General features: G+C 34.5%; 27 protein-coding genes, 2 pseudogenes and 1 riboswitch. Of the genes and pseudogenes, 20 read left to right on the top strand and 9 right to left on the bottom strand.

Annotated elements, in window-relative coordinates; all coding sequences use genetic code 11:
• Positions 1–29 precede the first annotated feature (29 nt).
• Positions 30–902, bottom strand: coding sequence for a GyrI-like domain-containing protein (locus tag NSS97_RS24460; protein WP_107887307.1), 873 nt, complete (start codon positions 900–902; stop codon positions 30–32).
• Between the two features lie 305 nt (positions 903–1207).
• On the opposite strand from NSS97_RS24460, the gene NSS97_RS24455 reads away from it, so the two are divergent.
• Both NSS97_RS24455 and NSS97_RS24450 read left to right on the top strand, forming a co-directional pair.
• Positions 1208–1978, top strand: coding sequence for an ABC transporter ATP-binding protein (locus tag NSS97_RS24455; RefSeq protein ID WP_000859659.1), 771 nt, complete (start codon positions 1208–1210; stop codon positions 1976–1978).
• Positions 1965–3914 carry an FtsX-like permease family protein gene (locus tag NSS97_RS24450; RefSeq protein ID WP_107887308.1) on the top strand — a complete coding sequence of 650 codons (1950 nt, stop codon included), beginning with the start codon at positions 1965–1967 and terminating at the stop codon, positions 3912–3914. The genes NSS97_RS24455 and NSS97_RS24450 overlap by 14 nt, the downstream gene beginning before the upstream one ends.
• Before the next feature lie 245 nt (positions 3915–4159).
• On the opposite strand, the gene NSS97_RS24445 is transcribed toward NSS97_RS24450, so the two are convergent.
• Both NSS97_RS24445 and NSS97_RS24440 read right to left on the bottom strand, forming a co-directional pair.
• Complete coding sequence (locus NSS97_RS24445; RefSeq protein WP_107887309.1) at positions 4160–4474, bottom strand: YolD-like family protein; 315 nt, start codon at positions 4472–4474, stop codon at positions 4160–4162.
• A 455-nt stretch (positions 4475–4929) separates the two neighbouring features.
• A complete protein-coding gene (locus tag NSS97_RS24440; protein WP_107887310.1) occupies positions 4930–6159 on the bottom strand; it encodes a helix-turn-helix domain-containing protein in 1230 nt (409 codons plus the stop codon).
• Positions 6160–6729: 570 nt separating this feature from the next.
• Between NSS97_RS24440 and NSS97_RS24435 the strand changes: the two are divergent.
• Positions 6730–6935: pseudogene (locus NSS97_RS24435) on the top strand (hypothetical protein); the annotation flags it as partial.
• Positions 6925–7212, top strand: a pseudogene (locus NSS97_RS24430) (DUF2199 domain-containing protein); the annotation flags it as partial. The pseudogenes NSS97_RS24435 and NSS97_RS24430, both read left to right, overlap by 11 nt.
• Positions 7213–7252: 40 nt before the next feature.
• Here NSS97_RS24430 and NSS97_RS24425 read toward each other — a convergent pair.
• Entirely contained in the window at positions 7253–8155 is a 903-nt protein-coding gene (locus NSS97_RS24425; RefSeq protein WP_000167914.1) for a diacylglycerol/lipid kinase family protein, read from the bottom strand.
• 150 nt (positions 8156–8305) lie between these two features.
• On the bottom strand, positions 8306–8833 hold the full coding sequence (gene hpt, locus NSS97_RS24420) for a hypoxanthine phosphoribosyltransferase (protein WP_000687585.1): 528 nt from the start codon (positions 8831–8833) through the stop codon (positions 8306–8308).
• Positions 8834–8994: 161 nt separating this feature from the next.
• On the opposite strand from hpt, the gene NSS97_RS24415 reads away from it, so the two are divergent.
• From NSS97_RS24415 to NSS97_RS24390, 6 genes are all read left to right on the top strand, one after another.
• On the top strand, positions 8995–9210 hold the full coding sequence (locus NSS97_RS24415) for a hypothetical protein (protein ID WP_002034478.1): 216 nt from the start codon (positions 8995–8997) through the stop codon (positions 9208–9210).
• Between the two features lie 184 nt (positions 9211–9394).
• Positions 9395–9727, top strand: a complete 333-nt coding sequence (locus NSS97_RS24410) for a hypothetical protein (RefSeq protein WP_000410949.1) — start codon at positions 9395–9397, stop codon at positions 9725–9727.
• 186 nt (positions 9728–9913) lie between these two features.
• The gene (locus tag NSS97_RS24405) at positions 9914–10408 is read left to right on the top strand and encodes an LPXTG cell wall anchor domain-containing protein (protein ID WP_071733392.1); all 495 of its coding nucleotides are present in this window, start codon (positions 9914–9916) and stop codon (positions 10406–10408) included.
• An 89-nt stretch (positions 10409–10497) separates the two neighbouring features.
• A complete protein-coding gene (locus NSS97_RS24400) occupies positions 10498–11118 on the top strand; it encodes a class D sortase (protein WP_000771585.1) in 621 nt (206 codons plus the stop codon).
• A 54-nt stretch (positions 11119–11172) separates the two neighbouring features.
• On the top strand, positions 11173–11862 hold the full coding sequence (locus NSS97_RS24395; RefSeq protein WP_341114235.1) for a response regulator transcription factor: 690 nt from the start codon (positions 11173–11175) through the stop codon (positions 11860–11862).
• Positions 11859–13733: an ATP-binding protein gene (locus NSS97_RS24390; RefSeq protein WP_107887312.1), complete on the top strand. Its 1875-nt coding sequence runs from the start codon at positions 11859–11861 to the stop codon at positions 13731–13733. The genes NSS97_RS24395 and NSS97_RS24390 overlap by 4 nt, the downstream gene beginning before the upstream one ends.
• A 208-nt stretch (positions 13734–13941) precedes the next feature.
• Here NSS97_RS24390 and NSS97_RS24385 read toward each other — a convergent pair whose 3' ends face one another.
• Positions 13942–14613 carry an energy-coupled thiamine transporter ThiT gene (locus tag NSS97_RS24385; RefSeq protein ID WP_107887313.1) on the bottom strand — a complete coding sequence of 224 codons (672 nt, stop codon included), beginning with the start codon at positions 14611–14613 and terminating at the stop codon, positions 13942–13944.
• Between the two features lie 85 nt (positions 14614–14698).
• Positions 14699–14800, bottom strand: a riboswitch (TPP riboswitch).
• 194 nt (positions 14801–14994) lie between these two features.
• Here NSS97_RS24385 and NSS97_RS24380 point away from each other — a divergent pair.
• Genes NSS97_RS24380 through NSS97_RS24370 form a run of 3 tightly spaced genes read left to right on the top strand, consistent with a single transcriptional unit; the run spans position 14995 to position 17391 of the window.
• Positions 14995–15222: a FeoA family protein gene (locus NSS97_RS24380; protein ID WP_000060510.1), complete on the top strand. Its 228-nt coding sequence runs from the start codon at positions 14995–14997 to the stop codon at positions 15220–15222.
• Entirely contained in the window at positions 15219–17207 is a 1989-nt protein-coding gene (gene feoB, locus NSS97_RS24375; RefSeq protein WP_044443880.1) for a ferrous iron transport protein B, read from the top strand. The genes NSS97_RS24380 and feoB overlap by 4 nt, the downstream gene beginning before the upstream one ends.
• Positions 17208–17223: 16 nt before the next feature.
• A complete protein-coding gene (locus tag NSS97_RS24370) occupies positions 17224–17391 on the top strand; it encodes a FeoB-associated Cys-rich membrane protein (protein WP_033708410.1) in 168 nt (55 codons plus the stop codon).
• 35 nt (positions 17392–17426) lie between these two features.
• Here NSS97_RS24370 and NSS97_RS24365 read toward each other — a convergent pair whose 3' ends face one another.
• The gene (locus tag NSS97_RS24365; RefSeq protein ID WP_341114230.1) at positions 17427–18005 is read right to left on the bottom strand and encodes a lipoprotein BA_5634 family protein; all 579 of its coding nucleotides are present in this window, start codon (positions 18003–18005) and stop codon (positions 17427–17429) included.
• A gap of 412 nt (positions 18006–18417) precedes the next feature.
• Between NSS97_RS24365 and NSS97_RS24360 the strand changes: the two genes are divergently transcribed.
• The 5 genes from NSS97_RS24360 (at position 18418) to NSS97_RS24340 (ending at position 21244) form a co-directional block, all read left to right on the top strand.
• A complete protein-coding gene (locus NSS97_RS24360) occupies positions 18418–19083 on the top strand; it encodes a PspA/IM30 family protein (protein ID WP_002015754.1) in 666 nt (221 codons plus the stop codon).
• An 80-nt stretch (positions 19084–19163) separates the two neighbouring features.
• Positions 19164–19568, top strand: coding sequence for a DUF350 domain-containing protein (locus tag NSS97_RS24355; RefSeq protein ID WP_107887314.1), 405 nt, complete (start codon positions 19164–19166; stop codon positions 19566–19568).
• 21 nt (positions 19569–19589) lie between these two features.
• A complete protein-coding gene (locus tag NSS97_RS24350) occupies positions 19590–20096 on the top strand; it encodes a DUF4178 domain-containing protein (protein ID WP_002015752.1) in 507 nt (168 codons plus the stop codon).
• Positions 20097–20109: 13 nt separating this feature from the next.
• Positions 20110–20928 (top strand): DUF4247 domain-containing protein, encoded by an 819-nt coding sequence (locus NSS97_RS24345; protein WP_002089171.1) that lies wholly within the window; start codon positions 20110–20112, stop codon positions 20926–20928.
• A gap of 97 nt (positions 20929–21025) precedes the next feature.
• Positions 21026–21244 (top strand): hypothetical protein, encoded by a 219-nt coding sequence (locus tag NSS97_RS24340; protein WP_002167505.1) that lies wholly within the window; start codon positions 21026–21028, stop codon positions 21242–21244.
• A 138-nt stretch (positions 21245–21382) separates the two neighbouring features.
• Here NSS97_RS24340 and NSS97_RS24335 read toward each other — a convergent pair whose 3' ends face one another.
• Together NSS97_RS24335 and NSS97_RS24330 are read right to left on the bottom strand one after the other, a co-directional pair.
• Complete coding sequence (locus NSS97_RS24335; protein ID WP_044443890.1) at positions 21383–22255, bottom strand: YitT family protein; 873 nt, start codon at positions 22253–22255, stop codon at positions 21383–21385.
• Positions 22256–22442: 187 nt separating this feature from the next.
• Positions 22443–23477: a YdcF family protein gene (locus NSS97_RS24330; RefSeq protein ID WP_107887315.1), complete on the bottom strand. Its 1035-nt coding sequence runs from the start codon at positions 23475–23477 to the stop codon at positions 22443–22445.
• A gap of 743 nt (positions 23478–24220) precedes the next feature.
• Here NSS97_RS24330 and NSS97_RS24325 point away from each other — a divergent pair.
• Together NSS97_RS24325 and NSS97_RS24320 are read left to right on the top strand one after the other, a co-directional pair.
• Positions 24221–25033, top strand: a complete 813-nt coding sequence (locus NSS97_RS24325) for an S-layer homology domain-containing protein (protein WP_016092497.1) — start codon at positions 24221–24223, stop codon at positions 25031–25033.
• Between the two features lie 84 nt (positions 25034–25117).
• Positions 25118–25351, top strand: a complete 234-nt coding sequence (locus NSS97_RS24320) for a spore germination protein (RefSeq protein WP_002015747.1) — start codon at positions 25118–25120, stop codon at positions 25349–25351.
• The last annotated feature ends 75 nt before the right edge of the window (positions 25352–25426 follow it).

Here is a 25426-nt window from a genome sequence, read left to right as displayed (position 1 = left end):
TTTATTTTAGGGAAATTTGGATCTAGACATTATTTCTTCAAAACCGGTATCCAAATTTCACTTTTGAAGTTTGGAGAAGTTACATCTTTCTGTTCATTCCACAATATTTCCGGTCCTTCTGCTAGTTCATAGTTCGAAGAAGGGAACCATTCGGAATAAATACGTCCCCACACATTTTGTAATGCATCAGGAAATGGACCGACAGCTTCAAATATAGCCCATGTTGAAGCGGCGACTTCAAGTTGCGCAAATTGCTCTGGGCAATCTTTCGTTGTGGCTACTCCAATATAGTGATCGAGTTCGCCTTTTTCTTCCATTCTTCCTTCAGAAAAGTTAGTAGAGGCACTAATGATTCCATTTGGGTTCACATTTGAAAGCATCTTTAATGTTTGAATGGACTGTGGGGTTAAACTTTTCCACATAGAAGCAATTTCTTCGTTTACACCGTTAAAAACAATCGGTACTCGTTTTTGTATACCAATGATTTGAAATGGCTCTTTTTCTTCAATTCGATAGTTCATTTCATTTCCTCCTTGAATGGATAGTTGGAAGGTCATTGGTGAATAAGCCTTCAAAGAACGCATTGTACTTCGAGCTTCTGAAGGCGTTATTCCGTGCAAATTTTGAAATGCACGTGTAAATGAATCTGGTGAGTTGTATCCATATTTTATAGCGACATCAATGACTTTTGCATTGCTATCTTTTAGTTCAAAGGCAGCAAGGGTAAGACGTCTACAGCGAATATATTCTGATAGTGATATGCCAGCTAGAAAAGAAAACATTCTTTTGAAATGATATTCGGAGCAGAAAGCTATTTTTGCGACTTCTTTAAAATCAATTTCGTGTGTAAGGTTGTCTTCAATATACTGCATTGCCGCATTCATATTTTTAAGTGAATCCATTATATGACCTCCTTTGTATATAGAATATCAGGAACGAAATAGCTCCATCCGACATTTCATGCACAACTTTGTGGGGGCATTTTTAACCTTACAAAATTGTAATGTTCCTGTAAGGAGAATGAATGGATGGCATGATATCCCAATGTTATAGTAACAAAGTACTTTAGTACATTAGCTTAAATTCTGATGTCTTTACTTATGTGCCTTACATAACTGTCATGTTTGTGTAAGAAACATCGATAGTGGCAAGAGTAGAGAGTGTATATAGTTGAAAATAGAGAATAGAAGAAATGAGGGATGTCGAGATGAAAACAGTGTTAGAAGCAAAAAATATTGAAAAAGTATATGACACAGGTGGGAATAAATTTGCAGCTTTAAAAGGTATTAACTTACAAGTAAAAGAAGGTGAGTTCGTTGGAATTATGGGACCTTCTGGTTCGGGTAAGACGACTCTTTTAAATGTTCTTTCTACAATTGATAATGCGACGAACGGTGAGATTTTAATTGATGGAAAAGACATCGTGAAGATGAACGATGATAAGCTAGCGTTATTCCGCCGTGATCATTTAGGGTTCATTTTCCAAGATTATAACTTATTAGATACGTTAACGGTGAAAGAGAATATTGCGTTACCTCTTGCGTTATCGAAGGTGAAAGCGAGTGAGATTGATCGCCGCGTTCTTGAAATCTCAAAGAAATTCGGTATTGATCATATTTTAAGTCAGTTCCCATATCAAGTATCCGGTGGACAGAAGCAGCGCTGCGCAGCATCGCGCGCGATCGTTACAAGTCCTAGTATGATATTTGGGGACGAGCCGACTGGAGCACTTGATTCTAAATCAGCGACAGATTTATTAGAAAGTATGAAGTCGTTAAATGAATATGATAACTCTACAATTTTAATGGTAACGCACGATGCATTTGCGGCGAGTTATTGTAAACGAGTTATTTTCATTAAAGATGGTGAGTTATATAAAGAATTACACCGTGGTGAATCAACACGTAAACAATTCTTCCAAAAAGTCGTTGACGTAATGTCTTCTATTTCTGGAGGTATGGCTGATGACCTTATCTAGCATTGCCCTCCGCAACATACAGCGGAACTTTAAAGACTACTTTGTATATTTTGCATCTATGATATTTAGCATCGTCATCTATTTTACATTTAAGGCGTTGCAGTATAATTCACAAATGGAAAAAGCTGCGGAAGGTTCTAAAAAAATTAGCGGTGCATTTCAAGTTTCAAGTGTCATGCTAATCATCTTCGTAGCGGTGTTCATTATATATTCGAACGGTTTCTTTACACGAAAACGTAAAAAAGAAGTTGGGCTATATTCGTTACTCGGTATTCGTAAAAAACAAATCGGTAAAATGCTCTTTTATGAAAATATGTTAATGGGATTAATGTCTTTAATTATAGGGATTGCGATTGGTAGCGTCCTTTCAAAATTATTCCTTGAACTACTAGTAAGTATGATGGGGTTAAACTTAAATGTTCATTTTGAAGTACCGATGGCTGCAATTGTGGATACAGCAATTATTTTCTTTGTGATTATATTGTATACATCACTTCAAGGGTATCGTTTAATTTATCGATTTAAGCTAATTGAACTTTTCCGCGCGGAACGTGAAGGCGAAGCAATGCCAAAAGGATCAGTTATTATGGCATTAATTTCAGTTTTCTTAATCGGTTCAGGTTATTTCTTAGCATTAATGTATGTGAAGGCACTTAAGTATGCAGACTTTATGTTAGTCGCACTTTACATTTTACTTGCGACAGTAGTAGGTACGTACTTACTATTTATGTTTTTTACAGTATTCGTATTGAAACGTGCAAGAAATAATAAATCATCGTTTTATAACGGTATGAATATGGTAACGACGTCACAGTTACTATATCGTATTAAAGGAAATGCAAAGTCACTTGCGACAATTTCTATTTTAAGTGCGGTAACATTAACAGCGGTTGGTACATCAGTTACGATGTATTACAACACATTTACGCAATCAAAAGTAGCTGCGCCATACAGTTATTCTTATGAGAAAAAAGATGCGGAGCTTGATAAGAAAGTAAATGCGATTTTTGCTGAAGAGAAAGAGAATCACCCTGTAAAAGATCAATTTGAAGTTGAGACGGTTCCAGTAAAAGGGAAGTTCGAAGGGGATAAAGTTGATTTCATTCTTAATCTGAATTACAGCATCTCAGAGAAATATCAGTTTATGTCTCAGTCTGAATTTAATAAACTTGCTAAAAAAATCGATGCAGAAACAGTGAATGTAGCTACTGGTGAAGCATTTATATATGATAGCTCTTATATTGAAGGGTATGAGTTTAGCCCTCAATATAAAGGAAGTGAAGCAGTATTCCAAATTGGCAATGAAACGAAGACATTAACGATTCAAGGTGCAAATAATACAGCAATTACGAACTTAGGTGAATTAGTGATTGTCGTTTCAGATGAAATGTATGAACAGGCGAAGCAAGCATTTGGAACACGTACTGTAAAAAATATTGATGTAAAAGATGAAAGAAACAGTAAAGTATTAACAGAAAAGTTAGCAAAAGTGATGCCAGCTGGTGAATCAGAAATGGTACCATCATTTAGAGATTTCTATACTGGTTTCCAAATGGGGCTTGAAGGAACGGGACTCATGATGTTCATCGGAATGTTCTTAGGACTTGTATTCTTACTGGCAACAGGCTCTATTATTTACTTTAAGCAATTAACTGAAGCAAATGCAGATCGTGAGCGTTACGTTGTACTTCGTAAAGTTGGTGTAACGAAACAAGAAATGAAAAAAGCTATCGCAAAACAAGTAAGCTTTATCTTTGCGATTCCGTTAGTAATCGGAATTCTGCATAGCTTATTTGCACTAAAAGGTTTAGCAAACTTATTACCATTCGAAATTATGATTCCGCTTCTAATTAGTATCGGAGTATATGGCGTCATTTATATCGGATATTACTTCTTAACAGTTCGATCTTATTATAAGATTGTGAGCGCGAAGTAATAGACGGTAGCTGTAAGGAAATAAGAACTATAAAATAGTGATTCACCTGATTTTTTAGTCAGGTGAATCACTATTTTTTGTTTTGATAAGTGCTAGTGAGAGATAAAACAAATAACATTTGAGGAGGGAGTAGGTATACCGAATTTGTGTACTGTAAGGCTGTCATTCTTATTATATTAATAAAATGATGTAAATGGAGTGTTACATATTACTTGATGGGAATAGCATGAATTTTATAGACATAATTAATGCGCATCAATTATGTCTATAAAACTAAAGGTATGTTTATAGTCAAAGGTATCTATGCATATTACATAACGCTTCAAAGGGTTTATTTCAATTACAGCCATACATATTGTGGGAAAATAACCATCTTCATAATAAGTGATTAATATTTCTTTTTCGGAAATGAATGACTGTAATAGAAGGTCTTCAATCCTCTCTCTATCATTTTGTGGTGATACCCTTACCTTGCGTGTGTCAGCGGCTTGTTCAGGTATAATAGTCATTTGATTCAATTTCGAAGTGTCACTATCTTTTGATATATTTGCGCTACTCATGCCTTATATTCTCCTAACAATATATTTTCTGTATCTTTCTAACTTAGGAAGAACAATTACTATTTGATCACTATTAATTTAAGCGCTAAGTTTCTTATTTTCTTGAACGGAATACATTGTATAAGCAGCCTATTTTGGGAAGTATTCTAGCTTTTAAATTTATCTAATGAAGAAATTATGGCGAATTAGCTTAGCATTAAAAAATTAACAAATTTATTAACTTATTTATAGTAATTTATTTGTCATTATTGTACTTTTTTGAATGGGCTAGAACTTTATTAGGATTAAGGAGAATAAAGGCGTGTAAAGATGATAGAAAGAATATAAAAAAGACGAAACAAATTGATTAATGGGGGTATTAGCGCTCACAAATAGCGGGATAAATTGAAGTGGTGAATTTTGTAGATAGGTGAGATGGTATTACATGTATCTCACCTAGTGTTAAGAAAATGCTGCTATATTACGGTATGATTTTCACGATATTGTCTAGGAGTCATACTAGTAATTTTTTTGAATACTCTTGTGAAATAACTTTGGTCATTAAAATTAAGCCAGGTACAAATATCAGATAATGGATATGTTGTTAATGTTAATAACTTTTTTGCTTCTTCTACTCGTTCCCTTTGAACATATTCGCTTAAAGGAATCCCTACTTCTTTTTTAAACAATTTAGATAAATAGGTAGGAGAAATATTTAAAAGGTTAGCAAGATCATTAAGAGATATATCGTCGTAAATATGTTTGTGAATATGATTTAGGCATGTAGTTATTGAATTAGAATATGCTTGATTACTATATTCTTTAACACGTTCTGCGAAAGTACATAAGGCATCTTCAATTAATCTATTTACGGAGTACATGTTATCTAGTTTTTCAATGGTTTGGATATATAAAGTACCAAGTGAAAAAGCAATATCTGATGGAAGATTACCAGCTATCGCATATCGAATAGCTAGAGTAATTGCGATAATGCCATTATTTTTTTGGTTTCTGAGTTGATCTCCTTTTGATGAAATTGCCGCGTCTTCTTGCGGGAATGAATATGCATATTGGATTACTTTTTCTTTATTTCCTTCTTTAATTGCTGAAAAAAACTTACGTTCTAATGACATGTTGTAATTTTTAGGGTCATTCCGCCGGCGTCTTGAAATATATAAATCGGGATTTACAATTTTATAAGAAACGTCCTCTAGAACTTTGTTTTTTTCCCACACAATATCTATATCTAATTTTTCATTGAAAATTGCGTAATGTAACCAAATGCTTATATCAATGAGAGTACTTTTTTTAATCTCAGGTAGAAACTGATAGTAGTCTATTCCTTGTTGCATTTTATTATTAATGTTGGAATACTCCATAAGCTTGATAGCCATTTCATCTGATACTTTTGGATAGGTAGTGGGCCCGATTATCATAGTTCCTTTTACATGTTCATGATTTGTTATATGAATGATAACGAAGTTCTCAAGATACTTATTCCCTTTAAGAATTGGAAAGTTACAGGGAGCGTTTTCCTGATAAATCTCACTAAGATGTTCTTCTTTAGAAGAATAAAAAGGACTACAAATAGTATTAGAAGTAGATTCATATAAGATTTTTCTGCTAGTAGATAAGAACTGAACAGGTACATGAAAAGTTCTATGCACAAGATCACATAAGTATTGTAGGTCGATGGGGTTATTCATTATTTTCTATCTTCTCCTTTTAAGTAGGTCGTAAAACACCACATATTAATACCTAGATCTATCTTTTCCTCTGCAAGATGTAAATTTCCTAGTATCTAATTGTTCAAGCACATTTAGCCATTCTTATTTAGTTGAACAAAAAGGATTACGTATATTTCTGTTTGTAGATAAAAAACGAATAGGAACTGAAAATGATTTATGTATTAATTCACATTAGACGTAGCCATGGTGTTTCTTCTTTTAAAAATTAAATTCACTAATGTACTATTAGTTAAAAGTTTACCCAGCAAAAAATGATTGGTAAGGGCTAATTAAAGTTTTAAACTATTTAATATCCATTATATCAAATAAATAAATAAATTTATAAAGGGTAGATATTTGTAAAAATAGGAACACAAAATATTTCATGTATAAGAACACACATTGAAAGCATTGTAGCAGTGGCGATAAAGTATGGCGTGTATTTGTATAGGCGAAAAAGGAGTACAGTTATGAGTAAATAGCTAGAATAAAGGCTTATGTTTATTGAGAGTAGTGTAAAAGGTTAGAATAAAAAGAAGGAGAGAGTAAATGCCAATTATAAGAGATATCCGATTAAGTTTTCTAAAAAGAAAAGAGCATATAAGTAGTTTAGAGACATTAAAATTAACATCCTCAAGCAACTATGATGAGGAGCTATCTTTTTTTAAGAAACGAGCTGTATTACTTCTTTATACGGGCGATATATGCCAAAGTTAAGAACAGACTATGAAAAAGTTATTTTGATTTACTGTGTGGGTATCACTTAGTAAAGAAAGTTATGATAAAGTACTAGAAGAGTGGGATGAGAGAGGACGAGAGAATAGTGATCCTCATTTTGGCTGGTTATCTGTAGAAATACCGGTTTATCCAGAAACACTAAATTTAAAGACAAATGTACATATAAGAGAAGTTGGAATGGCACCTTATGTTGAATTAGAGCCAACCGATCACCCTTTAGCGATAGAACAAAGAAATGGAATTACTTTAGAGAGAGTTAAAAAAATACAAGAAATTATACAACGACATAATTAGATTAGAAGAAAAAAACGAGTGATATCACTCGTTTTTTTCATTACACAACATTAGGATTATAAATCATCGTAAAGTGCGCTTGTAACAACTCAATATGACACGGTGTATGTAGAGAGCTTTCACCATCTGTATCTACTTCTTTTTCTTCTTCTGTTTCAATATGAATGGATTTAGCTTTGACGTGGAAGATGTCATTTTCATTTGAGTCTTCAAATAGTTTCTTTCCGATATAATCTTTAAACGCTTGAATGCCTGTTGATTTGACTACGAAAATATCAAGTGTTCCGTCATCACATTTTACGTTCGGAATAAAGGATGGGATACCCCCGAGATATTCACCGTTTCCAACCATAACAAGGACAGCTTCATCTTCATACACTTGTCCGTCGTAAGTAATTTTTACTGGGAATGGTTCAGCATTTTTTACAGTTCGAATGGTGCTTAAATAGTAACCAATTTTACCAAGCTTTGCTTTCTCTTCTGCATCAATATTGTTTGATACTTCAGATACGAGTCCAATGCCCCAGAAGTTTAAGAAGTGTTGTCCGTTTGCTTTTGCGACATCAATTGGTTTTACATGTCCTTTTGTAATGAGTTTCGCTGCTTCTGCAATATTTTGCGGAACACCAAGTGTGCGAGAGAAGTCGTTGCAAGTTCCACCTGGAATGATTGCAAGTGTAGGTCTAGTTTCAAGAGGGGCTAAGCCGTTTGTGCATTCAAATACAGTTCCATCACCACCAAAGACGATAATTAAATCTACTTTACTAGCAAACTCTTGGCAATATTTTGTTGCATCACCTTGTTTTTTCGTATGAAGGATATGTAGGTCAGGAAAAGCTGTGGCAAGTGGTGGTACGATTTTTGTTAAGTTCGTATGTAAATCGCCTTGTCCTGCTTTCGGATTTACGATGAGGAGTACTTTTTCAAATTTTGTTTTTGTCATTCTTCATCTCTCCCTTTGTTTTTATAAATTACGGTAGAAATAAAACTTCCACCAATAATGCATGGAAGCTTATTTGATCCCGCTATTTGCGGGCCAATAATCATTGGGAATGGACAAAAATCCCACTGATTAAGGTTTCACTTTATTATATTATTCCGTTACAACTGAAGCGATAAATGGTAAGTTACGATATTTTTCTGCGCAGTCGATACCGTAGCCAACGATAAATTCGTCTGGAATTTGGAAGCCAACATACTCAGCTTTTAAGTCCACTTTACGGCGTTCAGGTTTATCAAGTAACGTACAGAATTTCAATGCTTTTGGTTTATGCATGAAGAAGTGATCTTTTAAGAAGTGAAGTGTTAAACCAGAATCGATAATGTCTTCTACGACAATTACGTTTTTTCCAGTAATGTTTACATCGATATCTTTTAATAGTTTTACTTTTCCAGTTGTTTCTGTTTGATTTCCGTAGCTAGATGCAGAGATAAAGTCGATAGTTAATTCGTTTTTAATATGACGAATTAAATCAGCAGCGAATACGAAAGATCCTTTTAATACAGCGATTACAACGATTTCTTCTCCTTCAAAATCACGTTCGATTTGAAGCGCTAGTTCTTTTACTTTTTCTTGTAATTGTTCTTCAGAAATTAAAGTGTCTTTTATTTCAATTTTCATTTGAATCCTCCTACAGTGTAAAACTTGTGAACATTTCGACTGTAAAGGATAGAAAGAAAAAAGTCAAAGAAGATATAAGGTTTTTACAGAAATCCCCACAAAATAGTCAGATGATATGATATACTGATAGCATTAAGAAAACGCTTCCAAAAAGGGTGATTATGATGAAAAAGAAACAGTATACAAGTGTAACATTTATAAAAGCATTGCTTTTAACAATTGTTCTTGGTATGTTGGCTTACATAATTGATGTACCTGCAATTCGCATTTCACTAATTGGAATGACTTTAGTATTAGGCGCAATTTCCCACGGTATGATGTCGCAGCTGCAAGAGGCTAGACTTGATGATATGAAAGATTCTATAGATAAGAAATGAGAAACCTTCACGTATATAGAGTGAAGGTTTTTCTTTTCTTACAAAAATGTAAGGTGATTTGTAAGACAAATCGATAGTTGCATAGTAGTGTTTTGGATAAACTATAAGTGTAAGGTAAAAGGCAAGCATATTTTAGGTAAATTAAGTTTTAGGCACTCTATATGTGAAAAAGGAGTAGGAGGGCATGGAGAAACATTGGACGACCTTTTCTTTTTTAGCAACTAGTAACACCGTAATGCTAGCTGGAGAAATGGATTTTTTGCATACGTTTGATCGAGAAGACGATCATTCTTCTTCTAAATTTACAATGAAATGGAGTAAGTGGAGCGATAGTTGTAAATTGGAAGAAGAGGCCCCTAACGAAAGGCAAAAAATTATTTTAACAAATCCTATTAAAGCATGGGTCGTTCAATGTCGTAAGTGTAACGTCAAAAATCACTTCAAGAAAACTGAGCCGAGACAATTAGTTATCACTCCGGCCCTTTCTACTTCTCAATCACGCGAAAGTAACAAATAAATATCGAGACACACACCCGAAAAAACATCGTATATATTACGGTGTTTTTTTATTTTTCTAAAATGAAATCTTTAAATGAAATATATTTCATCTGCATCTTATATTTACATCCGTTGTTTACTCTAGTAATACATCCGGTGCGACGTGATGTGTTACTAGAATAAAGTATAAAAGGAGAGAAATAAAATGAAAAAAAAACTATTACCAATTTGTGCAATGGCACTTTTAACAGTAGGATATTCTTCAGTAGCGAGCGCTTCTACTGGAACATTAACAAAAGAAGAATCAGCGCAAATGCAGCAAGATAAAGCTAAAAAAGAAGAAGCAATTAAGGAACAGCAAAAGAGCGAAGTAGAGAAAAAAGAAGCAGCACAAGTACAAGAAAAAAGTGATATGGCTAAAAAAGAGGAAGCAATAAAAGCAGGGCAAAAGAATGATACAGCGAAAAAAGAAGTAACACCACAAGTTCAAGAAAAGGAAGCTCTTGCAAAAAAAGAAGAAGCAATTAAGGCGGGGCAAAAGAATGATGCAGCGAAAAAGGAAGTAGCAAAGCCAGCTGTACAAGGTGAAAAATTACCAAACACAGCATCAAATAATGTAGCAATGATGGCACTAAGCGCATGTCTTGTAGGGATAGGGACATTATTTGGTTTGAAGCGTCGTAATAAAGTTAAGGCGTAAATAAAATATTTTTCTATAAAGAATGGGATAATTTCATATATTAAAAATGGTAGGTTATTCCTACCATTTTTTGCATGGAGGGATGGAACATGAAGTTACTCAATTATATCGGTATCATATTGATGGCCATAGGGCTATTCATGGGATCGTATTACGCTGTGGAATGGTATAAAGGAAAAAGCTCTGCTCAAGAATTAACGAAAGAAGAAATAAAGAGCCTTAAAAATATACAAGATAATCAACTTTCACATGAAACACCTGTAACTTCCAAAGTACCTTCTTCTCAAACTGAGCATAAAGAAGGAGAAAAGGTAGCAATGTTAAATATACCGAAAATAAAGAAGAAGTTTTCTATATATTGGGGAGCAAATGATGCAACATTGAAAAAAGGAGTCGGTATGTTTGTTAGTGATTTAACGACAACACCATCTGGAGGGGGACATACTGTACTGAGTGGGCATCGAGATACTGTATTTACAGATTTAGGAGAGTTAAAAGAAAAGGATAACCTTATTTTGGAGTATGATAATAAAATTTACACATACGAAATTCAAAAGACATGGATTACACATGCGGATGATCGCACTGTTATTGTAAAAAAAGAAGAACCGACATTAACACTGACGACTTGCTATCCATTTGATTATATAGGGGATGCACCGGATCGATATATTATCGAGGCAAAGTTAATTACGAGCAATTCAAAATAAAATTATCAAGTACAAAATGCTAGCTACTTAAAATGAGAGGGGGAGACATAGATTATGTCAAAAAACATTTTAATTGTTGAAGATGAAGATATTTTACGCGAAATATTAAAGGATTACTTTTTGAGTGAACAATATAAAGTGCTTGAAGCGAGAGATGGGAAAGAGGCTTTAGTTTTATTTGAAGAAGAAGAGGTCGATTTAGTTATACTTGATATTATGTTACCAGAACTAGATGGATGGTCTGTTTGCCGAAGAATTCGTAAGACATCCGGGGTTCCAATTATTATGCTGACGGCACGTGTAGATGAAGATGATACGTTACTTGGATTTGAGCTTGGGGCAGATGATTATGTTGCGAAACCATATAGTCCGCCTATTTTATTAGCGAGAGCGAAACGATTATTAGAAAGTAGACAAGCATCAAAGAAACCTTTAGAAAATGAAGATGATACGTTATCAATTCATGGCATTCAAGTCCATTTCCCGTCACGTACTGTTACTGTTGATGAGGCAGACATTAGTTTAACACATACAGAATTTGAAATATTAGTGTATTTCATGAAAAACCAAGGAATTGTACTAACAAGAGAGCAATTAATTTCAAGAATTTGGGGATATGAGTTTGCTGGTGATGATCGAACGGTTAATAGCCATATTCGTAATTTGCGAAATAAATTAGGAGAGAAATCAAAGCACATTACAACTGTAGTGCGAACCGGTTATAAATTCGAGGGGAACATATGAGAAATGGGATTGTACTTAAATTATTTACACTTACAACAGCTCTATGTATGTTGATTTTAGCGACGATATTTATTGGTCAAACGATATTTTTTAAACAATATTATGCGAACCGAAAAGTAGAAGATATTAAAGTGAACTTAGATTCCTTTAAAAAGAATTATTTAAATTATGCAGGAAATGCAGAAGGAATTCAGAAACTGGAGCAAGACTTTTTAAGAGAAAATAATACGTGGATTACAACGTTAGATCAGAATGGGAATTTAAAACATGCGGATGATTTTTATGTAGAGGTTACTTTAGACCGTAGGGCAGAGAAGGAGTTTGGAAAAAAGGTAATCAAGATGCCTTTGTACTATCTCATGACCATAGATGAAATTGAAGGTGGGACACTACCGAAGTTAGATGGACGGTCAGTCTATTTTTATGGACTAAAAAGCGACGATAGTTTCATCACATGTTATGTACATATAGAAGATATAAATTTGAGCTGGCTGAATAAATCGTTAGGTAAAAAAATAGCTGCAAAAGAAATTCAGATAAGTGATGGGCAGCCAAAAGTTGCTCAAGATTCTAGCGCTATGGAAAGAAAAAAAGTTGCTGGAATTATGAGTGCTGAGGAACAGAAGAGGGCGGCTCAAAATTCAGATTTCAATCTAACAGGGAAAATTACGAAAGTACAATTCCCTGATGTAAAAGGACCTGTAAATCCAATTTATAAAAATAATTTATTTTTGGATAATATAAAAGAATTTCAAGCTGATTTATTATTAAAAGAAGGTAAGAACATACAAGATACAACACGAATAATGGACTATGAAAAGAATGATATAAAATATAAATTATTAATGAAGCCAATAACAGAAAAAGACGGATCAGTCACATATATATATGCAATGGCTTCTTTACAACCTGTAGATGAAGCTGTACAAATGGTGCAAGATTACTACATTTACATCATTGCCTTTGTACTCGTTCTTATTTTTCTAGCTTCGTTCTATTACTCTAAACAAATTGCAAAGCCGTTATTAAAAATAAATGATACGACGAAGAAAATAGCACACTTAGATTTCACAGAACAAATACCGATTACTTCAAAAGATGAAATTGGTGATTTATCGCAAAATATTAATACATTATCTAATAAACTACATTCACATATTGGACAGTTAGAACAAGATATTGAAAAAGAAAGAAAGTTAGAAAACACAAGGAAAGAATTTATTGCGGGTGTATCGCATGAACTAAAAACGCCGCTGAGTATTATGAAAAGCTGTATTTCCATTTTAAAAGATGGGGTAGCTGAACATAAGAAAGACTACTATTTTCAGGCGATGGAAAAAGAAGTAGACAAGATGGATATACTAATTTTGGATATGCTTGAATTAGCTAAATTTGAGTCTGGCACATATAACATGAAGATGGATTCTTTCTATATCGATGGAGTGATTGAAGAAATATGTGAACAGCTTTCAGCGGAGATAGAGAAAAAAGAACTGAGTGTGCACAAACATATATGTCCAGCAGAAGTGATTGGGAATCAAAATAGAATTGAACAAGTAATTGTGAATTTTATTACGAATGCAATACGTTATACACCAGAAAAAGAAGATATTATTATTTCCACAATAGATGGGAAGGATCATATAAAAGTATGTATTGAAAATAAAGGTGCTCACATTGAAGAAGAACAATTAGATAAAATTTGGGACCGTTTTTATCGCGTGGATGCGGCAAGGAAACGTTCACAAGGTGGAACAGGGCTTGGTCTTGCAATTTCAAAAAATATTTTAGAATTGCACGATGCTGAATATGGGGTGAAGAATACCGAAGATGGTGTGTTATTTTACTTCTATTTACCGAAAAAAGCGTAGACAATACAATCTACGCTTTTTTAATTTATTTTCATATAATCTTTACCTAATCTTTATTTCTAAACAGTATACTTTGAATAGAAAATGAGGTTATGTAAGGAGTCGATGAACCGTGCATAGCAATTGGCTAAGTATAATGGTATTTATTTTCTTTTGTGCATTTATTGTATTTTTAATTGATATTACGATGTGAAAAAAGAGCGCTAAGTTAAGCGCCCTTTTTTTGTGTATTCATTTGATAAGCACTCATGCTTTTGAATAATCTTGGTGAAGTGATAAATAAAAATATAAGTAAAACGGTACATAGAATATAGGAACCAATCATTGTGCTACCGTTAAATATTAAAGAATATAGAATAGCTGATTGACCTTTCGGTGCATATTGTCCCCAGAAAATAATACCGGCAATAAAGTGACAGAAGTAACGAGCTAGACTACCGATAAAAGTAGCAATGATAATGTATCCAATTACTTTCTTTCCTTGGTTTTGTTTTGATGAAGGCTTATCTTTACGGCTACTTAAGTTTGATTGTTCGTTTCCATTCTTATTAGATGCTAGAAGTGCTTTTTGAATTGGACGATAGAATAAACCAGCAAATCCAATGAATGCGAAAGCAACGAAGTATTCAATGATTACTTGAATTGGTGTGACGATAATGGCATCGCCTACGACAATTTGTAATAATCCCCAAATTAAGCCTCCTAAGAAAGCCATTTTGAAGCCCCAGCGGTATGCGATAATAAAAATAGGAATCATAGCGAATGAGATGGAACCGCCTGTTGCTGATATTTTGATTGAAAGTGGTAAAATATCGATGACCAAGGCGAAGGCTGCAAGAATAGCAGATTCGATCATCGCTTGTAAATTGGTGTTACGCATGTTGTCTCCCCCTAAATCCAAGTTGCAAAAAAAGAATAGATATCATAGGAGGATACGAAATACGTAAATGAAAAAGAGGTATGTATTTCGGACGTTTGCACAATTCCTGCGTTAGCATTAACTAACAGGTTCAAAGGGTCGGAACGAATGGTTCCCTCTCAGCGGTAAGGCTCCCCCTGTGATAACGAGATTCTTTATTTGTTATTGTTTATTGTAAGTGAAATGGATGAGAATGGCAAATATACTTTGTATGACAATTATTGAAATATAATTGTATTGAAATGTTAATAAATATGAAGCAAAAAGATATAGTCCAAGTGAAATAGAGTATGATATAATTTCTTTGAAAATAATTATCATTCTCTTCTGAGGGGGAAGGTTATGAGCTTAGTAGATATTAAAATTGGTGAGAAAGTGTTAGTAAAAAGTATTCAGTCGTTAGATCAGTTATTAAAGCGTAGATTAGCTGCTTTTGGTCTGGCGGAAGGAAGCGAGCTTCGCATAAAACAGAAAGCAATGTTTAAAGGTCCTTGTACATTGGAGTGTCGTGGGCAGTTAATTAGTATTCGTCATTGTGACGCGAAAATGATAAAGGTGGAATTAGCGTGAATAAGGTTGCTTTGCTAGGGAATCCGAATACAGGGAAAACATCATTATTTAATGCACTTACTGGTTCTTATGAATATGTAGGAAACTGGAGCGGTGTAACAGTAGAAAAGAAGGTTGGTAAATTAAAAGATAAGCAAGGAACATTAATTGATTTACCAGGCGTTTATGATTTGAATCCAGTTTCACGTGATGAAGGTGTCGTTACGAATTTTCTACTAACAGATGAATTTCATCATATGTTAAATATAGTGGATTCTTCTCAATTTGAGCGAAATATGCATTTAACATTGCAATTACTTGAATTTGGTAAGCCCGTTTCAATTGGTTTAAATATGATTGATGTGGCAAAGCAAAGAGGAATTGTGATTAATGTAAAACGGCTATCAGAAATATTAGGTGTAACAGTCGTTCCTGTCATCGCAAGAACCGGAAAAGGCTGTGAAGAATTACTTACTACTCTTCATGAAGAGAAACAAAAAGAGAAAAAGCCATTCATTATTTCATATGGTGTACAAATGGATGAAGGAATTGGAGAGGTAATCGCTCTTTTAGAGACAGTGAATTATGAGCATCCGAGATGGTTAGCCCTTCAATTTTTAAGCAATAACGAAGTAGTAGAAAAAGAAATGAAAGCATTACCAATTTATAAGGAACTTATAGCCATTCGATCTCGTTTAGATGGAAAACTTGATTGTACGTTGGAAGAGCACATTTACAAGACTCGTGAAGCGTATATTGAAAAGTTAAAAACAAATGTTATGCAACATGAGAAAGAAGGAAAAATTCCTTTTTCAGAAAAAATTGATAGGTTAATTACGCATAAAATTTTAGGACTTCCAATCTTTTTAGCAGTTATGTTTTTTATTTTTCAGGTTACGTTTACGTGGATTGGTACACCTTTATCTGATATGCTTGATGGATTTTTTGGCGGACAACTTACTGATTGGGTTACAGCTGGGCTCACAAGTGTTGGGGCTTCTGACTTTATTCAAGCACTCGTTACAGAAGGTATTATTGCTGGTGTTGGTGCGGTATTAGTATTCGTTCCACAAATCTTTGCACTATTCTTCTTCATTTCATTATTAGAAGACTCAGGATATATGGCACGAATTGCAGTTGTTATGGATAGAATTATGGAGTTTTTCGGTTTAAACGGAAAAGCATTTATTCCGATGATTATCGGCTTTGGATGTAACGTTCCAGGTATTATGGCAGCGAGAACGATTGAACAAGAAAAAGAAAGGTTACTTACAGTTCTTGTAACACCGTTTATGTCTTGTTCGGCACGTTTACCTGTATATGCACTATTTGCGGGAGTTTTCTTCCCTCATAGTCAGGCGACTGTTGTGTTCTCTTTATATATCGCAGGGATTGTTCTTGCATTACTCGTTACAAAGATTATGTCTCTTACTATTTTAAAAACAGAAAAATCTATTTTTGTAATTGAACTACCACCTTACCGTGTGCCGCAAGCGAAAACGTTATGGCTCAGCACGTGGGAGAAAGGTAAAGGATTTGTTCGTAAAGCGGGTACATTCATCTTCGGTGGTTCTGTTGTCATTTGGTTATTAAACTATGCAGGTCCATCAGGATTTGGTGTTGATATGGGAGACAGTTTCTTAGCGATGATTGGTGGATTTATTGCACCACTTTTTGCACCGCTCGGTTTTGGAACGTGGCAAGCTGCGGCATCCCTTTTAACAGGATTTTTAGCGAAAGAAGTTGTCGTTTCTACGATGGCAATTATTTATGCGGTTAAAGAAGATGTGCTAGGAAATGTAATGGGAGCACATTATACTGCGCTATCAGCATATGCATTTATGTTCTTTATTTTATTATATGTTCCGTGCTTAGCGACAGTAGCTGTTATTAAACGTGAAACAGGGTCGATGAAATGGACAGTTTTCTCTGTCGTTTATCCGCTCGTTGTTGCTTATGTATTAACGCTCATTATATACCAAGTTGGGTCCTTACTCGGATTCTAGAAGGAGATGTATCGCGGTGATGGTCAATATTATAATTGGAGCTATCATTTTTGGTTATGCAGCATATACGTTAGTTAATTTTGTAAAGAGAAGTAAAAAGGGAAAATGCGCAGCATGCTCTTTAAGTAAGTCATGTCAGTCGCAAACTTGTAGTCCAGATATGGAGCAAATTGCTCAGAAATAGAAAAAAGCTTTGCGAATTTCGCAAAGCTTTTTTGTTTACTTTTTAATTTTTACAAGTTGTGATGCTTCTACTCCATTTGCTCCAGGTAATTCTTTGCTAGGGTCTTTATCAAATTTTAGAATACCTACAGATTTTTCTTCACCTTTTACATTTCCATATGCTGCGTCATCAACGATGGCAAACATATCTCCATAAGAACGGCCGTCACCGATAATTGTGTTACCTTCATATTTTAATTTCGCTCCATCAAGTGTAGCATTTTCAACTTTCTCTTTTGCAAATAATATACCTTGCTCTGCTGTTACAGCTGGTAACTTATCAATTGCTTTTGTATCATCATTTTTATCGACTTTTTTAAGTAGTTCTTTCTTAACGAGTTCTTCACCAGTTTTCTTATCCATTACAAGCACTTTTTTACCTTCAAGTGTTGCAACTTTCATTTTATATACATCTTTTTCTTTTACATCTTTTTTGTTTTTATCTGCGATTTGCTGAACTTGATCTTCCGTTCCGTATAATACTAAGCCGTTCGCTTTTTCTCCTAATAAAGAACAACCTGATAATGCTCCGAATGAAATTGCTGCTGCTAACCCGATTCCTACTAATTTTTTCATGATGATTTCTCCTTTTTATATGTTTTATAGTAAATACAGTTTTTGTATTAGTCCTTACAGTATGAGAAGCTTTTTTGCTATTCCGTTGCTTCTGGTATTAGTGTATAAGAAATATTGAAACGTAACTATCGAGTTAGCTTACAGTAACATTACAATTATGTAATTTAGTGAAATCGCGCAAAAATAAGTTAATTTTGGAGGCAGAAATAATAAGGATATAGTAGGAATACAATATTATATCTGGAATGTCATATTATATTAGTTGTATTTTGGAAATAACATGTAAGGACATCTTAGTTTTGTTATAATAAACACATAGGTTGTAAAAATGAATATTCTTACTGAAAAGGGAGATTTTTAATTTTCCAAGTAGTGAATTTGAAATATGAGGTATATCATAGGAGGAATTTGGATGTCTGTATTTAAACGATTAAGAGATTTAACAATGTCGAATGTGTATTCATTAATTGAAAAAGCTGAAGATCCAGTTAAGATGACGGATCAATATTTACGCGATATGCAAGCGGATGTACAAGAAGCTGAGAAAAGTGTAGCAGCTCAAATCGCACTTGAGAAGAAATTCAAAATATTATTTGAAGAGCAAGAAGCACTTGTGAAAAAACGTGAAGAGCAAGCTCATATGGCTGTTCAAGCTAGCAACTTAGATCTTGCGCGCCGTGCTTTAGAAGAAAAACAAAATGCAGAGCAAAAGATGAATGAGTATAAAGCGAGCTATGAGCAAAACAAAGCAGCTGCTGATAACCTTCGTCTTAAGCTAGAAGAAATGCGTAAGCAATTAACAGAGCTGAAAAATAAACGTGAAACACTTGTTGCACGTGTAAATGCAGCGAAAGCACAAAAGAATATTAATCAGGCGATGTCTGGATTTGATTCAAATTCAGCAAAAGCTGGTTTAAGCCGTATGGAAGAGAAAGCACTTCAATTAGAGGCTGAAGCAGAAGCAAGCGGTGAAATTTACAAGAAAGAAAAGTCGTTAGATGATGAATTCGCAAGCTTAAACAAAAATTCTGTTGTTGACGATGAATTAGCTCGTATTATGAAGCAGTACGAGAAATAATATAGAATAGACAAAGAAACCGACATGTCTGAAGAGAATTCATGTCGGTTTTCTATTACTTTTTTAGAGGAGGTTTTGTAATGACGTGGATGAATGTTTTAGCTATGCTTGTATGGACTGGAGCGAGTGCGGTACTTTTATTTGCAATTATGTGGGTTGATTCGATTTTTACAAAATACAATGATTTAAAAGAAATGAAAAATGGAAATACAGCAGTGGCAACGCGTTTCGTTATGAAATTATTTGCGCAAGGATACATTTTATCTCAATCTATAACGAAAGCGAATGACTTATGGCAAGCGCTTCTTGCCTCAGCAGTTTCATTCGTTATTTTATTAATTGTAGAAATGTTCATTGAGTTTGTGTTAAAGAAAATGTCTGGTTTAGATTTAGAAGAAGGAACGAAAGAAGGCAGCTTAGCACATGCGTTGTTAGCTGGTTCATTACATATCGTTGGTGCACTTATTTTAGGTGCTTGTTTATAAAGAGAAAAGGAGGGGTAGATTGTGAGTTTATTTAAACGTATTAAAAATATAATGAAGAGTCCGGAGCCGCCGAAGCCAGAAAAGAGTCTTTTAACGTTGGCTCCTGGCGATATGATTGAAGTCTCGTTAGTCATGTACGAATTAACTGGGAAAACGAGCATGCATTCTCGCAAGGAGATTATTTTAACTTTGCAGGATGGGAAAGATATTCGTTATTTGAAAATCGAAGACCGTGAAAATACGTATTACAAATTGTATACACCGATTGATGGTCGTTTAGATTCAATCGATGAAATTCCGACGACGATTGAAATGGATGATATAGAGTATCATATGGAAGAACAATATAATGGACGTGTTGTTGTTATGGGGAAAACACCATTCGCTGCTTCAGAAGAACAGTACGTATGGGAATTCCAATCTGATAACCGCAAATTATTACGTGTTGAATGGCAAAATGGTCGCACAATGATGTATGAGGGAGAAGTAATTATTCCTGCTGATGTACAAATCATAAGAGCAACATAAGGGGGGCGTAATCATGTCAAACCGATTGTTTACCATGATTAAATCGTTCGTGATCCCTATACTTGCTATCGTTACATTACTTGTTATTGCCGGTTATGCTTTATCGGGCTGTCAAAGTGGTCAGGCGAAGTCAATTCAGGACCGTTACCCACTAGAGTCTGTCGCAAAGGATGGTAAACAAGAATCTTACGTGTATAGGGCCGCCAATCGGTCAGTTCCTGAAGTTGCAAAGGAACTTATAGCCGAAAGGAAACCGAAGCAAGCATCTAAAGAAGACGAAAATCAAATGTTCCTCGTTTATTCTGATAAAATGTATAATTTACAAAAGGATAAAGAGAAACCATCTGATACGTTAATTGAAATAAGCAATGAAGAATTTGTCCGTCAAAATTACCAACCATCCTTCTTACAAGGATATATCATGGGCAGTATATTAAACGATATATTCGGTTCACGCAAATCATCATACGGTGATTATCGCGGATATAATGACAGACAAAATCATAAACCGGTGATCCCGGAAAGACCACCTACGAAAGAGGAAAAGAAAACCCCGCCTCCAATTACGAAGGAAGGGAAAGGATCTATTATTAAGCGAGGCGATAATGTAGATCCGAAATCATCTGTAGGTGATAAAGGAAGTATTACGGAAAAAGGAAGTAACAAGACGCCACCGCCTTCTACCGGAAGCAAAGGGAAAATTACGAAAAACCCGGGTGGCTCGAGTGGATCTGATGTGAAGCCGAAATCATCCATTAAAACCCCACCAAAGAATACGTCGCCCCCGAAAACAAGGGTTGGCGGTTCAGGGAAAATTATGAAGAGAAGATAGTATAGAGACTGAAAAGTGGAATTTGCTTTTCGGTCTTTTTATTATGGGAATTAATTCCTTATAGCTAGTACAATTAAGTTATAAGGAGGAGATTATTATGAGTATATATAAAAGGTTTAGTTTGATTATGTTCCTCGTCTTATTCCTCAGTTTGTTTATTAGCACAACGATGAAATTTCACTTTATAGTAGGTATTCTATGGATACTGTGTACATGTACTCTCTTTCTATATGTTCCGCTTCGCTTTCAGCATGAAGTGCCCGCCTTTCAAAAGTACGTCGATTGGATTAAAAGCGGGGGAAGATGGGGGGAGTAAAATATATCAACGGTTTTTCGATTATATCTATCGTAGCTCAAAATATATCAACGATTCGAAAAGGAATATCGATTTACCAACTTCATAATAAAAAGAGGGTGTGCTAATATTTTGGCACACCCTCTTTTTTCATAATGATTAATGAATATCACGTTTCTTAAAGTTACCGCCTTTTACTTCAGCTACGTCATAAACTGTAATAAAGGCATTAGGATCGATTTCATTAATCAGGTCCTTCATTTTACTTTCTTCTAAACGGTTAATTACACAAGAAATTTCTTTGAATTTCTCTCTTGAATAACCACCGTATACTTCGTTATACGTTGCGCTTCGGCCTAAACGATCGCGAATTGTTTCTACCATTAATTCAGGCTCTTTCGTGATGATTTTAAATGTTTTCGAACCACTTAAACCAACTTCAACGATATGAATCACTTTCGAAGCGATAAAGTAAGCAATTGCCGAAAGGATAGCCCCTTGAAGACCAAATACTGTTGAAACAAAAATAAAGACAAACATATTTAAGAATAAAATAAGGTCACTTGTTCCAAAAGGTAACTTACGAGAAAGTAATACAGCTAGCATATCGATTCCATCTAATGCGCCGCCGTTACGTAAGGCTAGTCCCATACCGAAACCGATAATAATACCACCAACAACTGTAACGAGTAGTGTATCGCCTTCAATAATAGCTGGTATTCCGTGCATGACAACGGTACCTATTGCTAATGAAGCAATCCCGATGATGGAATAAATTGCAAAGCTTTTACCGATTTGTTTATATCCTAACCAAACGAAAGGAATGTTAATAACTGCGATTAGAGCTCCTAATGGCAATCCAAATAATCTTGAACTAACGATACTTAAACCAGTCACACCACCGTCGGATACGTTATTTGGAATTAAGACAGCTTCTAATCCGTACGCTGTGATAAATGCCCCAATAATAATCATCAAAGCTTTTGAAGCAATTTTCAGCTTATTGGGCTTACTCTTGACAATTTTCTTCATGTAATTTCCTCGTTTCAAACTAGTTTCTTATTTGTTACGTAATTCACACCTAAATTCCATTTTAACATTTAATTTGAAAAAATTCTCCTTTAATGGATGTATGCAGGGGATATTATCACCATATTACCATTAAAATATTTTTGAAATTCGTATAAGAAATCCCATCCTTTTAAAGGATGGGATGTTGTTAAGAAAGTATAAAACTAACGACTGTTAGGAATAAAGCGAAACCTAAAATAGTTCCACATATTTTCATATGGCGCTTACGCCCCATAACGACAATTGCGACATATTCGCGAATCATTGCATTAGGCCAGTAATAAAAGGCTGTTTTTGATCCGATTCCTTGGCTATTAAGGCCAGCTTGTCTTGCATATATGCCAGCACGGAAAAGATGGAAATTATTCGTTGTAAAAATACTTTTATACTTACCTTCTGATTTTAAAGAATCCATAATTTCTTTAGAGAACGACATGTTTTGATATGTGTTTACAGAACGATTTTCTTGTACCGTATGTTCAAGCGGAATTCCTTTTTCAACAGCATAATTTTGCATCGCTTCTGCTTCCGGAAGACCTTCATCAGGCCCTTGCCCACCAGAGAAAATGATTGTTGGTGGTGTATTCACAGCGGCTTGCTTCCAATAAAAGTCGATTGCTTTATTAATGCGACTTGCAAGTAAGGGTGGCACTTTGTCATTAATTAAGCCGCTACCAAGAACGATGATGAAATCTTGATTACGTCTCGGTCTGTTGAATTGGTATAGAAAATAAGCGCTTAAGAAGTTAGATAAATGTATAAAGAAATACATAGTTACAAGAGAAATAGCAGCAAAAATAAATTGAAAATGCTCTGAGAATAAACTTGCTGGATTTATGATAGGGATTAGTACACAGAATAAAATCCCTAAAGCAGCAATTAAAGTTAAAGAGTTTGTAAAGCGTCTTCCTTCACGCCTCATCAAGATTCTCGCATTAAGAAATAGTCCAAACATTAGAGCAACGATGCCAAAAGGTATCATGAAAAGTAGAGCTAACATGGGTAGAATAACGATGAAATGTAAAGTGTTACTACCAGATGCAAACGAGGCGATTGCACAAAATAATAGAAATGAACAGAAAAAGGCATTAAATAAAAAGCCATTTATTATTTTTCGTGGATCTTTTAAGTAAGAGATAAGAAAAATAATAAACAATATAAGAGGAATGATTCCGAAAAACATAAATATAGTACACCTCAATTTGTATAATGTTTTATTGCATCCTTAATATTACATGATTTTGAAGATGTTGATAAAAAAATAACGATTTCGAATTTTCTCAATAACCGATATAGTTAAATATGGTAAAATATATTCAAAGTGATATATTAAAAGTAAAATGGTTGAAGAGGCACTCTGTGGAGTGTCTTTTTCTTTTTGGTATGTAATTATGCATATTATGTTTATTTTCAAGGGAAGAGGATTAAAATATAAGTTGTGGATACACGCTATAAAGCAGAATTTTATATTAATATTTACTTCTACTCTTTTTGTACCTAACAATCTTGTAACAATTCATGATTCTGTTTTCTAGTGTGTGTTTACAAAAAGCGGGATGGGGTATATATAAACAGGGGAAAGGACGTCTTCTTGAAAGGCGTCTTTTTGTTTCTTAGTATAGATAATTTCCACTATTAACGTAGTGCAAACTATCTATACTAAACATTAGCAATCTTCCGTATAAACATTATCAATTTACTATATATTCCAGTGGTGTTAACCTACATATGAAAGGCTTTCTTTTTCAAAATATTACCCCTAATAAATTTTTGAAAAAGTCAACTGTCTCCAAAATTGCTATTCATGCTTAGCAAAAAAGAATCCAGCTGGATTCTTTTTTGTGTTCGACAGAATATGACAAATTATATTTATATAATTTGTTATATTGTTAAATGGTTATTATGGAAAAAGAAGGAGACTTAAGTATGGGATTTAAAAAATTACTTTTAACAGGTGCAATTGTTGCAACTACAGCATTTACTTCAATCGGGACAGCGCAGGCAAGTATAGAGTTTAAAGATGTTCCAAACAATCATTGGGCTTATAAGGCAATTATGGACTTAGCAAATAAAAATATTGTTGCTGGATATGGAAATGGGATTTTTGGATTTGGTGATGATGTAACTCGTGAGCAAGTTGCAGCCCTTATGTTCCGTCAATTAAAGCCAGCAGTAAAAGAACAGTATAATAATCCGTATAAAGATGTTACTGATCGTTCGACTCAGTTTAAAAAAGAGATTCTTGCTTTAACAGAGATCGGTGTATTCGCTGGAGATGACACAGGGAACTTTAGGCCAAAAGATTCGTTAACTCGCGATGAAATGGCACAAATTTTAACAAAAGGGTTTCAATTGCAAATTAGAGGGGATCATAATTTCCCGGATGTAGATAGAAATGGATGGGCGAATCCTGCGATTACTGCAGTTAAATCAAATTATATTACAGCTGGAACTGGTGATGGTAAATTCGCACCTAGAATGCATGTAAGTCGTGAGCAATATGTTCAGTTCTTATATAACGCGACATTACCACTTGAAGAAAGACCAGGAGCAAGACAAGAACAACCACAACCAGAGGTGAAGCCGGAACAAAAGCCAGAACCAAAACGCTTTGCTAACTGTAAAGAAGCAAATGATGCTGGAGTTTACGATATTACAAGAGATAGTCCGTATTACGGTAAGCATTTAGATCGTGATGGCGATGGAATTGCTTGTGAGAGAAAGAAGAGCGGTAAATAAGAAAAAAGCACTCAGCCTGAGTGCTTTTTTCTTATTCACACATGCTATTTTTTTAGGCGATTCTCATAGAATGGGAGTAACGAAATGAAAGTAGGTGATAAAATGCCAGCTATTGTGGAAGGGGTTATTATTGAGAACTGTAATGGGACAATTAACTTAGGTGATAAATATAACGTACATCCAATTGAAAAAACGAAAGCTTATAATGGATCGGGATCTTCAAATACCGGATTAAATGTGAGGACATTCAGTGGTATTAGTACGGCAGATGTAACGGATAACGATGTGTATGACCAAGTAATTCAATCTACGTTATAATTTTTATATGTAAAATTGCATAAAATGATGTGCTTGCCCTGTGATACAATTTAGTTGTGAGCTGTTAGTGATTCT

This window comes from Bacillus sp. FSL R12-0074, from assembly GCF_038005725.1.
GTDB classification, from domain to species: Bacteria; Bacillota; Bacilli; order Bacillales; family Bacillaceae_G; genus Bacillus_A; species Bacillus_A mycoides.
The sequence above is the reverse complement of the archived record's forward strand: the minus strand, read 5'-3'. Positions and strand labels throughout refer to the sequence as shown.

Excerpts from the sequence above, each read along its gene's own strand:
- NSS97_RS24385 (WP_107887313.1), bottom strand. The coding sequence starts at position 14,613 with ATGCGTAACACCAATTTACAAGCGATGATCGAATCTGCTATTCTTGCA.
- NSS97_RS24405 (WP_071733392.1), top strand. The coding sequence starts at position 9,914 with ATGAAAAAAAAACTATTACCAATTTGTGCAATGGCACTTTTAACAGTA.
- NSS97_RS24445 (WP_107887309.1), bottom strand. The coding sequence starts at position 4,474 with ATGAGTAGCGCAAATATATCAAAAGATAGTGACACTTCGAAATTGAAT.
- NSS97_RS24380 (WP_000060510.1), top strand. The coding sequence starts at position 14,995 with ATGAGCTTAGTAGATATTAAAATTGGTGAGAAAGTGTTAGTAAAAAGT.
- hpt (WP_000687585.1), bottom strand. The coding sequence starts at position 8,833 with ATGAAAATTGAAATAAAAGACACTTTAATTTCTGAAGAACAATTACAA.
- NSS97_RS24365 (WP_341114230.1), bottom strand. The coding sequence starts at position 18,005 with ATGAAAAAATTAGTAGGAATCGGGTTAGCAGCAGCAATTTCATTCGGA.
- NSS97_RS24440 (WP_107887310.1), bottom strand. The coding sequence starts at position 6,159 with ATGAATAACCCCATCGACCTACAATACTTATGTGATCTTGTGCATAGA.
- NSS97_RS24325 (WP_016092497.1), top strand. The coding sequence starts at position 24,221 with ATGGGATTTAAAAAATTACTTTTAACAGGTGCAATTGTTGCAACTACA.
- NSS97_RS24335 (WP_044443890.1), bottom strand. The coding sequence starts at position 22,255 with ATGAAGAAAATTGTCAAGAGTAAGCCCAATAAGCTGAAAATTGCTTCA.
- NSS97_RS24415 (WP_002034478.1), top strand. The coding sequence starts at position 8,995 with ATGATGAAAAAGAAACAGTATACAAGTGTAACATTTATAAAAGCATTG.
- NSS97_RS24400 (WP_000771585.1), top strand. The coding sequence starts at position 10,498 with ATGAAGTTACTCAATTATATCGGTATCATATTGATGGCCATAGGGCTA.
- NSS97_RS24355 (WP_107887314.1), top strand. The coding sequence starts at position 19,164 with ATGACGTGGATGAATGTTTTAGCTATGCTTGTATGGACTGGAGCGAGT.
- NSS97_RS24320 (WP_002015747.1), top strand. The coding sequence starts at position 25,118 with ATGAAAGTAGGTGATAAAATGCCAGCTATTGTGGAAGGGGTTATTATT.
- NSS97_RS24425 (WP_000167914.1), bottom strand. The coding sequence starts at position 8,155 with ATGACAAAAACAAAATTTGAAAAAGTACTCCTCATCGTAAATCCGAAA.
- NSS97_RS24330 (WP_107887315.1), bottom strand. The coding sequence starts at position 23,477 with ATGTTTTTCGGAATCATTCCTCTTATATTGTTTATTATTTTTCTTATC.
- NSS97_RS24395 (WP_341114235.1), top strand. The coding sequence starts at position 11,173 with ATGTCAAAAAACATTTTAATTGTTGAAGATGAAGATATTTTACGCGAA.
- NSS97_RS24340 (WP_002167505.1), top strand. The coding sequence starts at position 21,026 with ATGAGTATATATAAAAGGTTTAGTTTGATTATGTTCCTCGTCTTATTC.
- NSS97_RS24455 (WP_000859659.1), top strand. The coding sequence starts at position 1,208 with ATGAAAACAGTGTTAGAAGCAAAAAATATTGAAAAAGTATATGACACA.
- NSS97_RS24460 (WP_107887307.1), bottom strand. The coding sequence starts at position 902 with ATGGATTCACTTAAAAATATGAATGCGGCAATGCAGTATATTGAAGAC.
- NSS97_RS24345 (WP_002089171.1), top strand. The coding sequence starts at position 20,110 with ATGTCAAACCGATTGTTTACCATGATTAAATCGTTCGTGATCCCTATA.
- NSS97_RS24410 (WP_000410949.1), top strand. The coding sequence starts at position 9,395 with ATGGAGAAACATTGGACGACCTTTTCTTTTTTAGCAACTAGTAACACC.
- NSS97_RS24360 (WP_002015754.1), top strand. The coding sequence starts at position 18,418 with ATGTCTGTATTTAAACGATTAAGAGATTTAACAATGTCGAATGTGTAT.
- NSS97_RS24450 (WP_107887308.1), top strand. The coding sequence starts at position 1,965 with ATGACCTTATCTAGCATTGCCCTCCGCAACATACAGCGGAACTTTAAA.
- NSS97_RS24390 (WP_107887312.1), top strand. The coding sequence starts at position 11,859 with ATGAGAAATGGGATTGTACTTAAATTATTTACACTTACAACAGCTCTA.